General features: G+C 35.3%; 14 protein-coding genes and 1 tRNA gene. 3 read left to right on the top strand and 12 right to left on the bottom strand.

All coding sequences use genetic code 11. The features are described from left to right. Window positions 1-115: 115 nt before the first annotated feature. From ABEB31_RS04610 to ABEB31_RS04590, 5 genes are all read right to left on the bottom strand, one after another. Window positions 116-1,339 (bottom strand): M56 family metallopeptidase, encoded by a 1,224-nt coding sequence (locus tag ABEB31_RS04610; protein ID WP_347050171.1) that lies wholly within the window; start codon window positions 1,337-1,339, stop codon window positions 116-118. After that, a complete protein-coding gene (locus tag ABEB31_RS04605) occupies window positions 1,336-1,707 on the bottom strand; it encodes a BlaI/MecI/CopY family transcriptional regulator (protein ID WP_347050170.1) in 372 nt (123 codons plus the stop codon). The genes ABEB31_RS04610 and ABEB31_RS04605 overlap by 4 nt, the downstream gene beginning before the upstream one ends. A gap of 144 nt (window positions 1,708-1,851) precedes the next feature. Further along, a complete protein-coding gene (locus tag ABEB31_RS04600) occupies window positions 1,852-2,274 on the bottom strand; it encodes a hypothetical protein (protein WP_347050169.1) in 423 nt (140 codons plus the stop codon). Between the two features lie 263 nt (window positions 2,275-2,537). Next, window positions 2,538-3,563: a glycosyltransferase 61 family protein gene (locus ABEB31_RS04595; RefSeq protein WP_347050168.1), complete on the bottom strand. Its 1,026-nt coding sequence runs from the start codon at window positions 3,561-3,563 to the stop codon at window positions 2,538-2,540. Window positions 3,564-3,902: 339 nt separating this feature from the next. Continuing rightward, window positions 3,903-5,291 (bottom strand): dipeptidase, encoded by a 1,389-nt coding sequence (locus tag ABEB31_RS04590; RefSeq protein WP_347050167.1) that lies wholly within the window; start codon window positions 5,289-5,291, stop codon window positions 3,903-3,905. Between the two features lie 109 nt (window positions 5,292-5,400). Here ABEB31_RS04590 and ABEB31_RS04585 point away from each other — a divergent pair. Both ABEB31_RS04585 and ABEB31_RS04580 read left to right on the top strand, forming a co-directional pair. Then, window positions 5,401-5,485, top strand: a tRNA-Leu gene (locus tag ABEB31_RS04585). 265 nt (window positions 5,486-5,750) lie between these two features. Next, window positions 5,751-5,945: a hypothetical protein gene (locus ABEB31_RS04580; protein WP_347050166.1), complete on the top strand. Its 195-nt coding sequence runs from the start codon at window positions 5,751-5,753 to the stop codon at window positions 5,943-5,945. Window positions 5,946-6,441: 496 nt separating this feature from the next. Here the strand turns inward: ABEB31_RS04580 and ABEB31_RS04575 are convergent, their stop codons facing one another. From ABEB31_RS04575 to ABEB31_RS04565, 3 genes are all read right to left on the bottom strand, one after another. Next, window positions 6,442-7,074: a hypothetical protein gene (locus ABEB31_RS04575; RefSeq protein ID WP_347050165.1), complete on the bottom strand. Its 633-nt coding sequence runs from the start codon at window positions 7,072-7,074 to the stop codon at window positions 6,442-6,444. Window positions 7,075-7,185: 111 nt separating this feature from the next. Further along, window positions 7,186-7,413 (bottom strand): hypothetical protein, encoded by a 228-nt coding sequence (locus ABEB31_RS04570; RefSeq protein ID WP_347050164.1) that lies wholly within the window; start codon window positions 7,411-7,413, stop codon window positions 7,186-7,188. A 288-nt stretch (window positions 7,414-7,701) separates the two neighbouring features. Further along, the gene (locus tag ABEB31_RS04565; RefSeq protein WP_347050163.1) at window positions 7,702-8,361 is read right to left on the bottom strand and encodes an HAD family hydrolase; all 660 of its coding nucleotides are present in this window, start codon (window positions 8,359-8,361) and stop codon (window positions 7,702-7,704) included. Between ABEB31_RS04565 and ABEB31_RS04560 the strand changes: the two genes are divergently transcribed. After that, window positions 8,353-8,649, top strand: coding sequence for a hypothetical protein (locus ABEB31_RS04560; protein WP_347050162.1), 297 nt, complete (start codon window positions 8,353-8,355; stop codon window positions 8,647-8,649). The genes ABEB31_RS04565 and ABEB31_RS04560 overlap by 9 nt on opposite strands. Window positions 8,650-8,697: 48 nt before the next feature. On the opposite strand, the gene ABEB31_RS04555 is transcribed toward ABEB31_RS04560, so the two are convergent. From ABEB31_RS04555 to ABEB31_RS04540, 4 genes are all read right to left on the bottom strand, one after another. Continuing rightward, on the bottom strand, window positions 8,698-10,281 hold the full coding sequence (locus ABEB31_RS04555; protein ID WP_347050161.1) for an MFS transporter: 1,584 nt from the start codon (window positions 10,279-10,281) through the stop codon (window positions 8,698-8,700). Window position 10,282: 1 nt separating this feature from the next. After that, window positions 10,283-11,335 (bottom strand): HlyD family secretion protein, encoded by a 1,053-nt coding sequence (locus tag ABEB31_RS04550; RefSeq protein ID WP_347050160.1) that lies wholly within the window; start codon window positions 11,333-11,335, stop codon window positions 10,283-10,285. A 171-nt stretch (window positions 11,336-11,506) separates the two neighbouring features. Next, complete coding sequence (locus ABEB31_RS04545) at window positions 11,507-12,805, bottom strand: TolC family protein (RefSeq protein WP_347050159.1); 1,299 nt, start codon at window positions 12,803-12,805, stop codon at window positions 11,507-11,509. 354 nt (window positions 12,806-13,159) lie between these two features. Beyond that, window positions 13,160-13,984: a helix-turn-helix domain-containing protein gene (locus tag ABEB31_RS04540; protein ID WP_347050158.1), complete on the bottom strand. Its 825-nt coding sequence runs from the start codon at window positions 13,982-13,984 to the stop codon at window positions 13,160-13,162. Between the last annotated feature and the right edge of the window lie 305 nt (window positions 13,985-14,289).

Genomic DNA, 14,289 nt, shown 5'->3' with positions numbered 1-14,289 from the left:
GATCACATTTTTTTTTAGAATTTTTTTTTTAAATTAGTTTTTTATTTTTAATCCGCTTTCAAAAATTTTGGAAGCGGATTTTTTTATATACACACAACTTTTTAGTAGCACAAAATTATTTCTCAGGCTCCACCTTGATTGGTAAACTATACAGCACACGAACAGCTTTTCCATCTTTTGTAGCTGCAATCCATTTTGGAGAAAGTTTCAGGACCCGCGTCGCCTCATCTCCTATTCCATAGCCTACATCGGTCAATACCATTATATTAGACAAACTTCCGTCTTTTTCAATTACAAACTTCATATAAGTTTTACCTTCTATTTTATTTTTCCCGACCTCGGCGGGAATTTTAAAATTCATGCCTACAAATTTATAAAACTCTTCAATTCCTCCAGGAAATTCTGGTAATTTGTCTACTGACTCTATCCTGTAAAGGTTTCCAGTTTTATTATCAGAATTTACATTTACTTCCTGGGCAACTGCTTCGCTGCTAAAAATAAAAAGAGATACGACAAAAACTATTCCTACGCCAAATACTTTTAGTGATACTGTAATCGGAGATTCTTTTTTAGTCATCATAACAAAACGTTTTTTAGTGATTAGATAATTAATAGTACTCGCCAAAGCGACTGTAGTTTTATCTAAAGCGATATCAAGCAACATTTTCTGATAATTGGAAATTTCTTCAAATTGCCTATTTACCGCTTCATCTGCCAGAAATTCATGATTCAGTTTTATCGCTTTTTCAAATAAAAAAAGGAGCGGATTAAACCAAAATACAATCTTTAAAACGGCAACAAAAAGAATATCCAGGGAATGCTTCTGTATTAAATGCGCTTTTTCATGTGCGATTAATTCGGTTGAAATTTTACCATTTTCAAAATCCAATTTATTGATAAAAATGGTATTCCAAAAAGAATGTGGCAAAATGGTTTCTTGTAGCAAAACGATTTTTTGATTTTCAATGATATGATATTCATTATTTAGCGAAGTTTTATAAAGCGCATATAAATTCTTAAAAAACCGAACTCCCAAAATGAAAATTACCATACTATAGACAAACCATAAAGCTAACCCAAAAAGCTGACTGTAATTTATTGAAGCTGAAACTCTTTTACTGGCCTGGATCACGATTCCATCAAGCTGAATTGTAGAAACCACATCTGAAAATAACGGTTGAACAGAAAATAACTGCAGCGGAATTATAAAACTAAAAATCAAACTTCCCAGAAGATACACACGATTAAAACGAAACATTTTTTCATTTTGAAGCAATAACTTATATACTGCATAAAAAACCAAAAGCAGCATTCCTGATTTTAAAAGATAGTTTATCATTTTTTCTTTTTTTGAATTTGCGAATCAATAATCTTTTTGAGTTCTTCCAATTCCGATTCCGACAAATTGGTTTCGGTGGTAAAAAAAGAAGCAAATTGCGAAGCCGAATTATTAAAGAAATTACTAATAAGGCCTTTTACATGTTTCGAGAAATAATCTGTTTTTTTGACTAACGGATAATATTCTCTCGAATTTCCGAATTCGTTGTAAGCAACAAACTTTTTGTCAATCATTCGTTTTAGCAAAGTCGCGACTGTTGTTGTTGCAGGTTTTGGTTCCGGAAATGCTTCCAGTAAATCTTTCATAAAAGCTTTTTCCAGCTTCCATAAATGTTCCATCAATTGTTCTTCGGCGTTTGTTAATTGCATTTTTTTTAAGGTGTTAATCCCGAAGTCTCGGGACTGAGGCGCTAAGATCCTAAGGTTTCTATACTTTGTTATTCCTGAGTCTTAACCTCTTTATTCTTTATTCTTTATTCTTTATTCTTTATTCTTTATTCTTTATTCTCTATTCTAGTTTATTTTTTGTTCGGAAACGAATTCACCTTTATTATATGTTTTAATCGAAATCAGTTTTCCTTTATCGGAATAAAATTTCCAGTCGCCGAAATAAAACCAATGTGTCTGAACAGAATCGCTTTCCAGTTTTGTTTTACCAACAGATTCTAATTTTCCGTTTTCGTAATAGGTTTTAGAAATACAGATGCCGTATTTGTATTTTTCTGTTTTGTAAATTTTTCCGCCAATGTAGGTTTTCCATTTTTTTACCGGAATATCATTTTTATAATATTCAACAGATTTATACTGAATGTTATCCTGAGTATAATCATCTACCCATTTTCCTTCTTTTTTTCTGTCAATTTTCTGATTGACCTCAGCAGTTTTACAGCCCAGAAAAGAAAAAAGTATTAAAATTAAAAGTCCGTTTTTAATCATGTGCTCTACATTTATAGATTCTGTTCTACAAATGTAGAATTAAATTTTAAATACACAAATTTTCCGACAAAATATTTTTAAATATATTGATATAAAGTTATTTAACTTCTGAAAATTAAATTTCTCGCTAGCACGGATGCGTTAGGGATAGCAGTTGCATCCTTTTTGTTTTTTCTTTAAAAACAAAAAGATATAGCGTATAGCCCGTAGGCAACGCCCAAATTATAATTGAAATTCCCGAAAATCTTGAACGTCTGAATCTCTTATGCAGGGAGTAAATCGAGCGTTCTTTCGACTTCTTCAAAATCTATGATGAAATTTTCGCCTTTCGGGGTTCCAACTACAAAGCTGTAATTGATGTTTTGCATATCTGTCGTAATTTTGAGAACACCGCAAAAACGATTTGGTGGCTGCAAAGTTAAAATGGAAGTTCCGGGTTCTAAAACCACTAGACCATGCATAAGATGACTTCCTTCTATACCGATAAGAATTTTGGCTCCAACACAGGCTTCCAAAATTTCTGATACAGTGTTTTGTGTCACATCTACAATTTTGAAACCGTATTTTTCTCGCAGTTGCTCTGCGATTTCAATTTCGTTTAATAAAATGCGCGTTTTTCCGGATCCTCTTCGTAAAATAAATACTCCCGGATGTGAAATCCCGTTAAAATGGGAGAGCAACTTTCTTTTATTTGCAGTAAACAATTCTTTTTTCCTGTCGTTGTTGCCCCAATCATCATCAAAAAATACTGCATTTTTTAAGTACGCAGCATTTGTGCGAAACGGATTCATCTCAAGAAGGGATTCATACTCCAACATGTGCGGACTTGCAAAAACATTTGTACTTACAGGAGTTCCCTCTTCTTCTGCCAATCTGTAATTGGTGCAGTCATCTGTTAACCAAAGACCAAAAAATTCATTTCCGTCGTAAGAACTGTAGATTGAAGCATTTTCTATTTCACTATTGATTTTTACCGGCGGAAAATAATTCATCTTCTTCGTTAGTTTTGAACGATGATGAAATAAAAAATTATTAAGTCCTTTATAAACAGACCCATTAATCATCCAGAGATTTCGGAGTTTATACGCGTAAGTGGGTTCGTGTGTAATTACAGTGCCGCCCTGCATTATTGCTTTAGGATCGTCTGTGTATGCAGTGCCTGTAATTCGATCAAGCTGTCCTTCGAGAAAGTAAGCTTTTGATGAAATAGTGGTATTTCCAGGTGATATCAGCCATGTTTTTTCGGCAAGATTTTGCAATACTGCACCCTGACGAAACATCGGATTCATTTTTTTTATTCCCTTAAGATATTGTGTATAAGCTATTAGCGTAAATCTAGTCTTTGCATTTGAGCTCATTTAGAATATTAAAATTAGATTAAAACAACATTAGAAAATACAACAAAACTAAATTATCAATAATAAAAATATGGTAATATTAATAAAAAATATAAAAATAAGTTAATTCATTTAATAAATATGAAGTGATACATTAAAATTTAATAATTAATTGAATATACATTAAGCAAAAAAAATCCGCTCATTTCTGAACGGATTTGTATTTAAAATCAAGTTTGACAAAGTGAGAAACTAAAAATCTTTGCGCCTTAGCGTCTTAGTGGCAAAACCTTACTTAGAAAGTTCTACAAAATACTTGTAAAACAACGGAATCGTCTCAATACCTTTCAGGTAATTAAAGATTCCGAAATGCTCATTTGGAGAGTGAATTGCATCGCTGTCTAAACCGAATCCCATTAAGATGGTTTTGCTTTTCAGTTCCTTTTCAAACAAAGCCACAATTGGAATACTTCCTCCGGAACGAACCGGAATTGCAGGAACTCCAAACGTTTCTGTATACGCTTTATTTGCTGCCTGATATCCAATGCTGTCAATTGGCGTAACGTATCCTTGTCCGCCGTGGTGAGGCGTTACTTTTACCGTAACTCCCGCCGGAGCAATGCTGGTGAAATGTTTCGTGAACAATTCTGTAATCTCTTCCCATTCCTGATTGGGAACCAAACGCATCGAGATTTTAGCAAACGCTTTACTCGCAATAACCGTTTTGGCACCTTCTCCGGTGTAACCGCCCCAGATTCCGTTTACGTCCAATGTCGGACGAATGGAGTTTCTTTCGTTGGTTACATATCCTTTTTCGCCGTAAACATCAGCAATGTTTAAGGCATTTTTATATTTTTCTAAACTGAAAGGCGCTTTTGCCATTTCGGCTCTTTCGTCTGCAGATAATTCCTGTACTTTATCGTAGAATCCAGGAATTGTAATATGATTGTTTTCGTCGTGAAGTGAAGCAATCATTTTTGCCAGAACATTAATTGGGTTCGCTACTGCACCGCCGTATAAACCAGAATGTAAATCACGGTTCGGACCTGTAACTTCTACCTCAACATAACTTAAACCACGTAAACCTGTCGTAATAGAAGGTTGTTGGTTGGAGATCATTCCGGTATCTGAAATCAGGATGACATCGTTTTTTAGTTTTTCCTGATTACGCTCAACGAACCAGGCCAAACTTGCAGAACCTACTTCTTCTTCTCCCTCGATCATGAATTTTACGTTGCACGGAAGTTCATTATTCTGCACCATATATTCCAGTGCTTTTACATGCATGTACATCTGACCTTTGTCGTCACATGCGCCACGTGCGAAGATGGCACCATCAGGGTGAATGTCTGTTTTTTTGATAACCGGTTCAAATGGTGGTGAAGTCCATAATTCTAAAGGATCCGGCGGTTGAACATCGTAGTGTCCGTAAACTAAAACGGTTGGAAGATTCGGGTCTATTATTTTCTCTCCGTAGATAATTGGATAACCCGGAGTATCACAAATTTCTACTAAATCGCAGCCTGCTTTTGATAAACTTTCTTTTACAGCTTCTGCGGTGTCAATAACATCTTGAGAGTATGCGGTGTCGGCACTTACCGAAGGAATTTTTAATAATTCGATCAACTCATTGATAAAGCGATCTTTATGTTGTTGAACGTACGACTTAATGTTTTCCATTTAAATTATTTTTATAGAAAACCAAAAGTACAAAAAAGAGAATTAAAAAAAATTTTCAAAAAATGCTTTGATAATTCAAAAGTATGCCTATCTTTGCACCCACAATTCCGCGGATATGGTGAAATTGGTAGACATGCCAGACTTAGGATCTGGTGCCGCAAGGCGTGTAGGTTCGAGTCCTATTATCCGCACCAAAAAAAGCTTCTGAATATTTTTTCAGAAGCTTTTTTGTTTTTACATATATTTGATTTACACATCCTAATCACATACTCACAATGAAAATCAAATACTTAAAATAGATTATTATTCAGGTTTTTTAAGTGAGCCGGAAATCAGATTTTACGCTAATCCTAAAAACATCCCTTTTTGAAGAGACATTCAAAAAAAAAAAAATCCGGATGGAACTTCACGTGAATATCAACAAAAGCAAGGCGAAAATGGGATTTATTTTTCCAGTTTATGGGATGGATATTTTTATTTTTAGGAGATCAATTAAATAAACATATAAATTCCAACTACCCAACGTCCATTAAAGAGTATAATGAATGCAATGGCTGGAGATGGGACAATGTTCCAACAATAATCGATTTAAACATAAACAAAGAAGAAATTACAAAAGAAAAAATTGGTTGTTGGAGTGCATTTCTGATTTAATTGTTTTTTTTAAAATTTATAGAAGAAAAACAAATTGGAACTTAGAATTTCTTATGAGTGAGCTTAGCCTCATTAAAATCACACAATATTTAGCCGCAATCTTGTCATTTCGAGGAACGAGAAATCTTCGCAAGTAGCTCTACAACGAGAATCCAATCTTTGCCGAGTTTCTCGCGAAGATTTCTCGTTCCTCGAAATGACAAACTTTGAGTTGACTTTATCTATTTTAAACAACTATTTCTCAAACATAGCCCGTGGTTTCAACCACGTGAACACATACAAAATCCATAATCAATGCATTCCAATGGTTAAAACCATTGGCTATATTTTTTTAAACTGAAAATCAATATTCTCTTTTTCATTCACCTTGACAAAGCGAAGAAACCGCATTCCAACAAGTTTGTACACATGAAAAAAATTGCGGAAATCACTCTTAATTTTTGTCGGTTTGCTTTTGGTTTCTCCTTTCGTCGAAATGACTAATATTGAGAGAAATCTATTCTTTCTCAATCCCATTCCTTACAATCTCCAAAACCTCCTCTTTCGTCATAAACGAATTCATGAAATCTTCAAGGTTTCCTTCGTTGGTTACTTCTCTGAAAAAGACTTCGTGATCGGTGCCAAATAAAGTTGGGTTTTCAGGATTTGGATCAGATAAGGCGATGTAGAAATTATCCGGGAAACCGTAGCTTGTTGCTAGCAAAATTAAATCCGGCGTTGTATCGTTTGTTACTTTTATGATTTCGCTTAAATCTGTTTCTTCTTCGTCTGTAAAATCAGAATTCCATTCTTTGTAATCTTCCGTGCCTTCTTTGAAAGGTGTAAATGGAGTAACTTCCCAAAACATTTGTCCAAATCCTTCGGTGGTTTTGCGGAAATATTTCTGAATCAGTTTGTCGTAAAAAGCTTCTTTGTGAGCTCTAAAAAGCGCTTCATTTTCGTCTACGAAACCGCCAATTCCGTAAATAGGTTCTTGCTGTTCGGCAGAAGCCCACGGCGTATCTTCGCGTCTTGGGTACAAAACGGTATCAAAAGTTATAGACTGTAAATCTTCCTGCATAGAATTGCCTTTTACATTGTCGATATTTCCGCCGAGTCTTTTTATCTGCTCCAGAATTTCCTTTTTCATCATGTTTTGCTTTAAAGTGATTTAAAAATAGGAATTTTCGGTTTATTAGAAAAGTGTTGAAGCGAATTTAACCGCAAACTGCGTAAGTTGTTGAACTTAAATGATGCCACTTTACTCAGCCTCAAAATAAGGATCTAAAACTTCGGCCATTTCATTTATCCAATAAAAGAAATTCTCCATGTTTATTTTTCCTAAAGTATCTCGTTCTCTTATTACACTTAGCGTTAAAAGATAATTTGCCTGGCGAATTGCTTTTGCCATATCTTTTGGATCAACAACATCTGCTAAAAAATGATTTAATCGGTTTTCAACTTCTTTCGAAAGATTATTTGCACTCATGATTTTTGATTTAAAATAATTGCAAAAGTCATCTGAACTTTATTTCATTTAAATACATATATGCATTCAATTTTAATTATTTTTTTCATATAGAAACCAATTTCCGCTAAAGCCATTTCCTTTCAAACCATAAAAAAACCTCCAGCTAAAGCAGGAGGCAATTGAAAAAGTTCGAGTTTAAATGAACTTAAATTATTTTATAGAATTTAATTCAAATCAAACCTACAAGGTTTTGAAAACCTTGCAGGAAAGCTAAAATAAACTTATATCACTTATATGGTTTAAAAATTAACCTTTCAATAATTCCAAAATCTTCTTCACATTCACTTCGCTGTAATCATTGATATAAAAATCGCAAGGCGGAAGCTGTTCTTTTGTATGCGTGCTTAAAACGCCAACAACTTTCATTCCTGCATTTAATCCCGCTGTAACACCCGAAAAAGAATCTTCGAAAACCACACAATCCGATGGAGAAACGCCAACACGTTCTGCTGATTTTAGATATACTTCCGGATTAGGTTTGTGCATTGTTACGTCTTCACTGGACATCATCGAATCCATTTTTTGGTCGAGTTTCAGGAAATTGACAATCAAATCTAAATTTGCCCGCGGTGCAGAAGTGGCAACGGCGGTTTTAAATCCGTGGAATTTTAGTTCATCCAGAAATCTCAAATAATTCGGAATCGTTTCGACTTTGTCTTTATAAATCTCACGGAACATTCCTTCTTTTTCGTTTTCTAACGCAATCAGTTCTTCTCCCTCGATCGGACGCTTGAAGAAATGCGTCATGATATAACTATTGTGTTTTCCGTACATATGTTCTTCAAATTCTTCATTGGTATACGGAACTTTATATTTATCGAAAAATTGTTCGAAAGCGACGACATGATGCGGATTGGTGTGGCAGATTACGCCGTCCATATCAAAGATGACACATTTTTGGCTCATAATTTTATTGTTGTTTTTAAAGGTTGCAAGGTAACTGTTTTTACGCAGAGATTCGTAGAGGTTTCTCGCAGAGATGCGCTAAGAGTTTTTTTTACTCTCGCATTTTTGACCAAAGCAACCATAAAGTTTGTCATCCTGACGGAGGAAGGATCTCCGCAAGAAGCTCGACAAAGATTAAACGCACTTTGCGGAGTTGCTTGCGGAGATCCTTCGTGCCTCACGATGACAAAAAATGAGAATAAAAACTTTGCGCCTCTGCTTCCGATAACTATCGGAATTGCGAGATAAAACATTTTTGCGTGAAACAACTTAAAACCTGAAACCTGAAACAAAATTTTATCCAATCCAAATTTTACTTTTCACCAAAGTCATTGTTTGTCTCAAATGCTGGTTTATAGCAATCAGAATAATTAAAACTACAAGTCCGTAACCTACAATCGTATAAATTTCCATATCGGCCAGCAAAGTCGATTGTTTGGTAATGGTTCCGAAAATTTTTTTTAACGCCAAAGTATTCGATTCGTCAAGCGAATATCCTTTTGCCATAAAGCCTTGCGCTGTTTTGGAGATCGTTTCCTGCGCTTCGGGATTTTCGCCCGTTAAAAACTGACTTAATTTTAAAAAGTGTTTTTTATTGAGAAATACCATAGCATTCTGCATCACACAAAAACCAATTGTGGATCCCCAAAAACGCCCTGAAACCCCAACAATTCCAGAAGAAACTGCCATGTTTGACGGAACCGAAGAGGTTGTAAACAGGATTAAAGGAACGAACAAAAACCCGACGCCAACGCCCTGCAAAATATAGGGAATTATAATATCGCTCAGCGCAACATCGGGAACAAATAAAAACGTAAACCAAAAATGAAAAATCGCAATCAGCGTAAAACCAATCATGAAAATAATCTTGGTCGAAACAGATTTCATCAGGAAAAAAGCGGCTAAAATAAGTCCGATCACATTTCCTAATCCGTTAATATATTGTACGCCGGCGACACGTGACGGATCCCAGTTCCAAATTGAATACATCGCCGAATGACACAAACTTAATGTCGCCCGGCTGATGTAAAACAAGAAAAACAATAAAAATCCAATTCTGAGATTGGCATATTTTAAAACTTCAAAATTAAAACTTGGCCGCTTTACCAAACGTTCTTTAAAGATGAATAATCCACCGGTTATCAGCGAAATCATCAGCATTAAAACCATTTCTGAAGATTGAAACCCATATTTCTTTTCAGCATAAACAAAAAAGTAGGCACCACAAAGAATAGAAATTAAAACCAAAAAATAACTCATCCAGTCGATTTGATACAACGGAATTTTCTTTGTAATTCGGTGCCCACGAAAAGTAACCAGGATTAAAAAAACATTTAAAAACTGAAGTCCACCCGAAACATACAACATATATTTCCAGTCGTAATGATCGAGAAACCAAACGGCAATATTCATAATAAACGGCGTTGACAACAGCAGCGATCCGTAATAAAATGAAAACCCAATAATAATCGCATTTTTAGAATTGAACTGCTCAATCAACAATTGCCTTATTGTAATTACCGGAAGCGCCATAAGGATTCCTTCGGCTACTCTCATCAATAAAAAAACCGAAAAGCTGGTAATATAGGCCGAGGAAATAATCGTAATTCCGATAAGGGAATAAACGGCAATCAGGTAATTTTTGGCTGGGAAAAAGCTCGAAAATCGGCTTTCTATTAAAATCGTTGCGAGTAAGGTTCCGTACGTTACACACATTGCAAATTGCAGATCTTCGGGTTCAATGTCCAGAAAACTTGCCGCATAAGTCACGTTCGAAGTGTAAACTCCCAATAAAATCATGGAATGCAGCAGACAAACGAACAAAATAATAATGATCGCCCATCGCGGAACCCAGGATTTAAATATACTTTTATCTTCCATTTTATTTGTGTGCAGCCACAACCGTAATGTTCATTCCTGCTCTTAAAAAATCGGTTTGCTGGCCTTTGTCTTTTAGCTGAATCCGAACTGGAATTCTTTGTTCAATTTTCACGAAATTCCCTGTTGCATTATCCGGAGGAAGCAATGAAAATCTCGCACCACTCGCAGGCGATAATGAAGCAATTGTTCCCAAAAAAGTCTTATCATTTATGGCATCGGCTTTAATTTCAACTTCCTGCCCGACTGTTAAATATTGCAATTGTGTTTCTTTAAAATTGGCTGTAATCCATTTTTCTTTACTCACTATAGAAAGCAAAGATTGTCCTTCTTTTACCATTTGACCGGGCTGTAAAGTTCGTTTTCCCACCCAGCCGTCATAAGGCGCGGTGATTATCGTATACGAAAGAAATAAAGCTGCATTATCGGCAGCCGCTTGTTTGGAGGCAATATTTGTTTGTGTTGTCGGAACATTGGCTTCGGCAACAGAAGTACTCAGAGAGGAGGAGTGAATTCTGCTTTTCATTTCCTGAAAATGCGCCTGAGCCGATTCGTAATCTGCTTTTACTTTTTCCAGTTGCTGCGAAGTTGCTGCTTCTTCTTTAACCAAAGCTTTGTAACGCTCAAATTCTAATTTGGTTTTCCAAAGATTCGATTTTGCTCCATCCAGCTGCGCTTCGTTAATTGCCGTTGCACTTGCGGTATTAATAGCATTTTTCTCGGCGACCACGCTGTTTTGTTTCGCATTTTGAACATCGGCCAAAGCCACATTTAATTTCGACTGATATTCTCTGTTATCAATCACGACCAAAGTATCGCCTTTGTGCACAAACTGATTTTCGTTAAAACGAACTTCTTGCACATAACCTGTAATTCTCGACATAATCGGCGTAACGTACTGTTCTACCTGAGCATCATTGGTTTCTTCATGGTTTCGGTTAAAAACGTAAAACCAAATCCCCAAAATGACTCCGCTGATTACCAAAACACTGGCAATAATTGTTATTATAATATGAAACGTTTTGTTACTCTGAGTTTCATTCTTAATCTTAACCATAAACTTTATATCTTTTAATCTATTTTTCACTAAATAATCCGAAGTTTTGGGATGGCGCTACAATATGAATCGTTCCTCCGAAACTGAGAAACTATACTTTTAATCTTTCCTCTTGCTTCTTTCTTCTATCAAATCTTTTCCCTTGCTTCTCGCTCCTACTAAATTCAATAACTAGCTCTGCGATAGCATTCCCGCTGTATGCAGCAATTCATAATGTTTTAAAACCGCATCTAATCGCGTAGAAATTTTATTGTATTTCGCCTGAAGCAAAGCATTATCAGCATCGACCATTTCGGTAATTAAAACCAGTTGATTTAGGTATTTCAGCTTTACGATTCGGTAGTTTTCTTCGGCTAAATCGAGCGCTTTATCAACAACCACAAATTTTTCAAGGATTTCCTGATATTGGGTATGATTTTTATAAAGCTTGTCCTGAACTTCGTCTTTCACAATTTCAGACTGCATTTGCTGCCATTCAATTTTAGTATTGGCCTGCGCCATTTTTGTTTTGTTTTTGTACAAAGCCGAAAGATCAAAACGCGCCTCGATTCCCACCTGACCCAAAGTATACAAATACGGATTGGGAGGAAAGAATTTGTAGTTGGGATAATAAAATCCGTAATTCCCGAAGAAACCAACACTGGGCAGATAATTCCCTTTTACCAATTGCAACTCTGTTTTACTAACCTGCAATTCCTGACTCGCGATTCGCATTTCTTCATTTTGCAACGCCTTATTCAGATAAAAATCATACGGATCTAAACCGGTCATTTCGTCTAAATGGGATGTTGTGTCGATAGCAATTTCTTCGTTTTCCGAAATTTGAATCAACGTCTTCAGATTGTGAAGTGCGATTTTAATGTTTTTGGAGTTTGTAAGCGCATTCAATTCACGATCTGAGAGTTGTAATTCGGCACGAATGACTTCATTTTTGGTCACCGTTCCGTGCTTTTGAAGCGATTGTACTTCTTTCAGCCGGCTTTTTTCTTCTTTGATGTTTTCTTCAAATATCTTCTGAAGTTCCATCATTTTATAAATCGACAGATAGGTGGCTACCACTTCCAGCTCAATATCATTTTCTGTTTTTTCCGATTTTATTCTGGCAATTTCATTTTCTTCATTTGCAATCTTAATGGCGTTGTTGATTTTATTCCCTTCATAAATTGGCATTTTAAAGGTCGAATTCACTTCGTAAATTTCCGGAATTGCTTTGGTGACTTCTTTTCCGTTAAGAAAACCGTTTCCTTTAAATTCGGTAATGTTGGTAATTCTGGAATACATGCCATTGAGTTGCACGTCTGGTAATCGGAGTTCTTTTCTTTCTTTGATGTTTTGCTCTGAGAGCGCAATCTCCAGTTGAGATCTTAGGACTTTCCTGTTGTTTTCTTTTGCCAGTTTCATCGCTTCCTGTAAAGAAACCGTATGAATTTCCTGTGCTTGTATATTACTGAAAGCTAAAATTAGTAGCAAAATCAGTAAGCTTTTAAGAAAACAATCTTCTTTATAATTTGTTGTTTTAAGGAACATGAATACATTAATATTTGATGCTGCAAAGTTCCTCCATTTTTTTGGTGACTGATAATTCTAAAAAGCCAAGAACATATTCATTTCAGCCAAATGTTAAAATGTTGTTTTTCGAAAACGTTTTATTGGAATATTGAGAAACAAATAATTGAATTTGCTTTAGTTGGAGAGATGTTCACGCTGCTTTAAAACGATTTAGACAGATTAGAACAGCTCTCTATCTCTCTCTTTCTATCTTTTAATCAGTAGAGACCAAAATAAAAATCTGCTTAAATCTGCCTAATCTGCGGGAAACAAAAACTATTTACTCTGTTCTAAAATCTCTTCTCTATTAAAGTAATCAGAAGGACGCTGACCCAGAATTTTAAAAAAGGTATTACTAAATGTCGGGACACTGTTGTAACCGACTTCTTGAGCCACTTCTTTTACCGAAAGTTTTTTTTCTAATAGAAGTTCGATGGCTTTCAAAATTCTTCGAATAGTATAATATTGAATAAAAGACATTTTTAGGTCTTTTTGAAATAAACGCGCCAACGATCTTTCGCTATAACCAAATTCGTGGGCTACGTCTGAAAATAAAATGGTTTCACCCAGATTATTCTCCACATGACGCAGAATTTTACCCAAACGTTTGTCTTTGGGCTGTGGTAATTCTAATGGAAGATTGGTAGGGCAAATCTGTGGTAAAATGGCTTTTATGGCTTTCGCAATAGTAAAATTAGGCGTTCCTTCTTCAAGATGTCCGTTCCAGCGATTGGTAAAAAGCATCATTTGAAGCAACAAATTATTTACCGGATAAATCCCTTCTTTTTCATAAAATTCATCTTCATCATTTTCAACCGGAAAATACAGATTTCGCATTATCACATGCTCCGACTTTGGTTCGATGCTGTGTTCTAGTCCGGCAGGAATCCAAATAAAATGCCTTGCAGGTAAAAAGTACGATTTCGTTTTGGTTGTCACAAAAACTACATCGCCTTCTGCATAGAGCATTTGTGCTTTTTCGTGTTTATGTGTGGGCACAAACAATTCTCCCATCAAATCGTGATGGCAGTAAATGCTCTTTTTATCGGCATCTACTTTATTTATGTAGTACTTATCTAATTTCTGACCGGAATATTCCATATTGTTTTTTAACCGCAAAGAGCGATAAGGTTTTACACAAAGTTCGCTATAAATCTTTATTAGAAAGAAAAAATAATCTCGCAAAGTCGCTAAGACGCCAAGTTTTGTGTTTAGCTACAGATTATTATAAGGATTAAAGGATTTTTCACGCAGATTTAAAAAAGATTTAAGCAAATCCTAGCAGATAATTTTATAAAAATTAAATCTGCAAAATCTGCGTGAAATAAAAACTTAGCGACTTGGCGAGATTATTTCATAAAACTTAGATCAAAAAAAAAGTCTTCCTGAACGGAAAGACTTTATAA

The sequence above is a fragment of the Flavobacterium olei genome, from assembly GCF_039749035.1.
GTDB classification, from domain to species: Bacteria; Bacteroidota; Bacteroidia; order Flavobacteriales; family Flavobacteriaceae; genus Flavobacterium; species Flavobacterium olei.
Note: the sequence above shows the minus strand (reverse complement) of the source record. Positions and strands in the feature narration are given on the sequence as shown.

Coding starts and splice junctions, on each gene's coding strand:
- ABEB31_RS04540 (WP_347050158.1), bottom strand. CDS start 13,984: ATGGAATATTCCGGTCAGAAATTAGATAAGTACTACATAAATAAAGTA.
- ABEB31_RS04550 (WP_347050160.1), bottom strand. CDS start 11,335: ATGGTTAAGATTAAGAATGAAACTCAGAGTAACAAAACGTTTCATATT.
- ABEB31_RS04610 (WP_347050171.1), bottom strand. CDS start 1,339: ATGATAAACTATCTTTTAAAATCAGGAATGCTGCTTTTGGTTTTTTAT.
- ABEB31_RS04590 (WP_347050167.1), bottom strand. CDS start 5,291: ATGGAAAACATTAAGTCGTACGTTCAACAACATAAAGATCGCTTTATC.
- ABEB31_RS04575 (WP_347050165.1), bottom strand. CDS start 7,074: ATGAAAAAGGAAATTCTGGAGCAGATAAAAAGACTCGGCGGAAATATC.
- ABEB31_RS04555 (WP_347050161.1), bottom strand. CDS start 10,281: ATGGAAGATAAAAGTATATTTAAATCCTGGGTTCCGCGATGGGCGATC.
- ABEB31_RS04600 (WP_347050169.1), bottom strand. CDS start 2,274: ATGATTAAAAACGGACTTTTAATTTTAATACTTTTTTCTTTTCTGGGC.
- ABEB31_RS04605 (WP_347050170.1), bottom strand. CDS start 1,707: ATGCAATTAACAAACGCCGAAGAACAATTGATGGAACATTTATGGAAG.
- ABEB31_RS04595 (WP_347050168.1), bottom strand. CDS start 3,563: ATGAATCCGATGTTTCGTCAGGGTGCAGTATTGCAAAATCTTGCCGAA.
- ABEB31_RS04565 (WP_347050163.1), bottom strand. CDS start 8,361: ATGAGCCAAAAATGTGTCATCTTTGATATGGACGGCGTAATCTGCCAC.
- ABEB31_RS04570 (WP_347050164.1), bottom strand. CDS start 7,413: ATGAGTGCAAATAATCTTTCGAAAGAAGTTGAAAACCGATTAAATCAT.
- ABEB31_RS04580 (WP_347050166.1), top strand. CDS start 5,751: ATGGGATGGATATTTTTATTTTTAGGAGATCAATTAAATAAACATATA.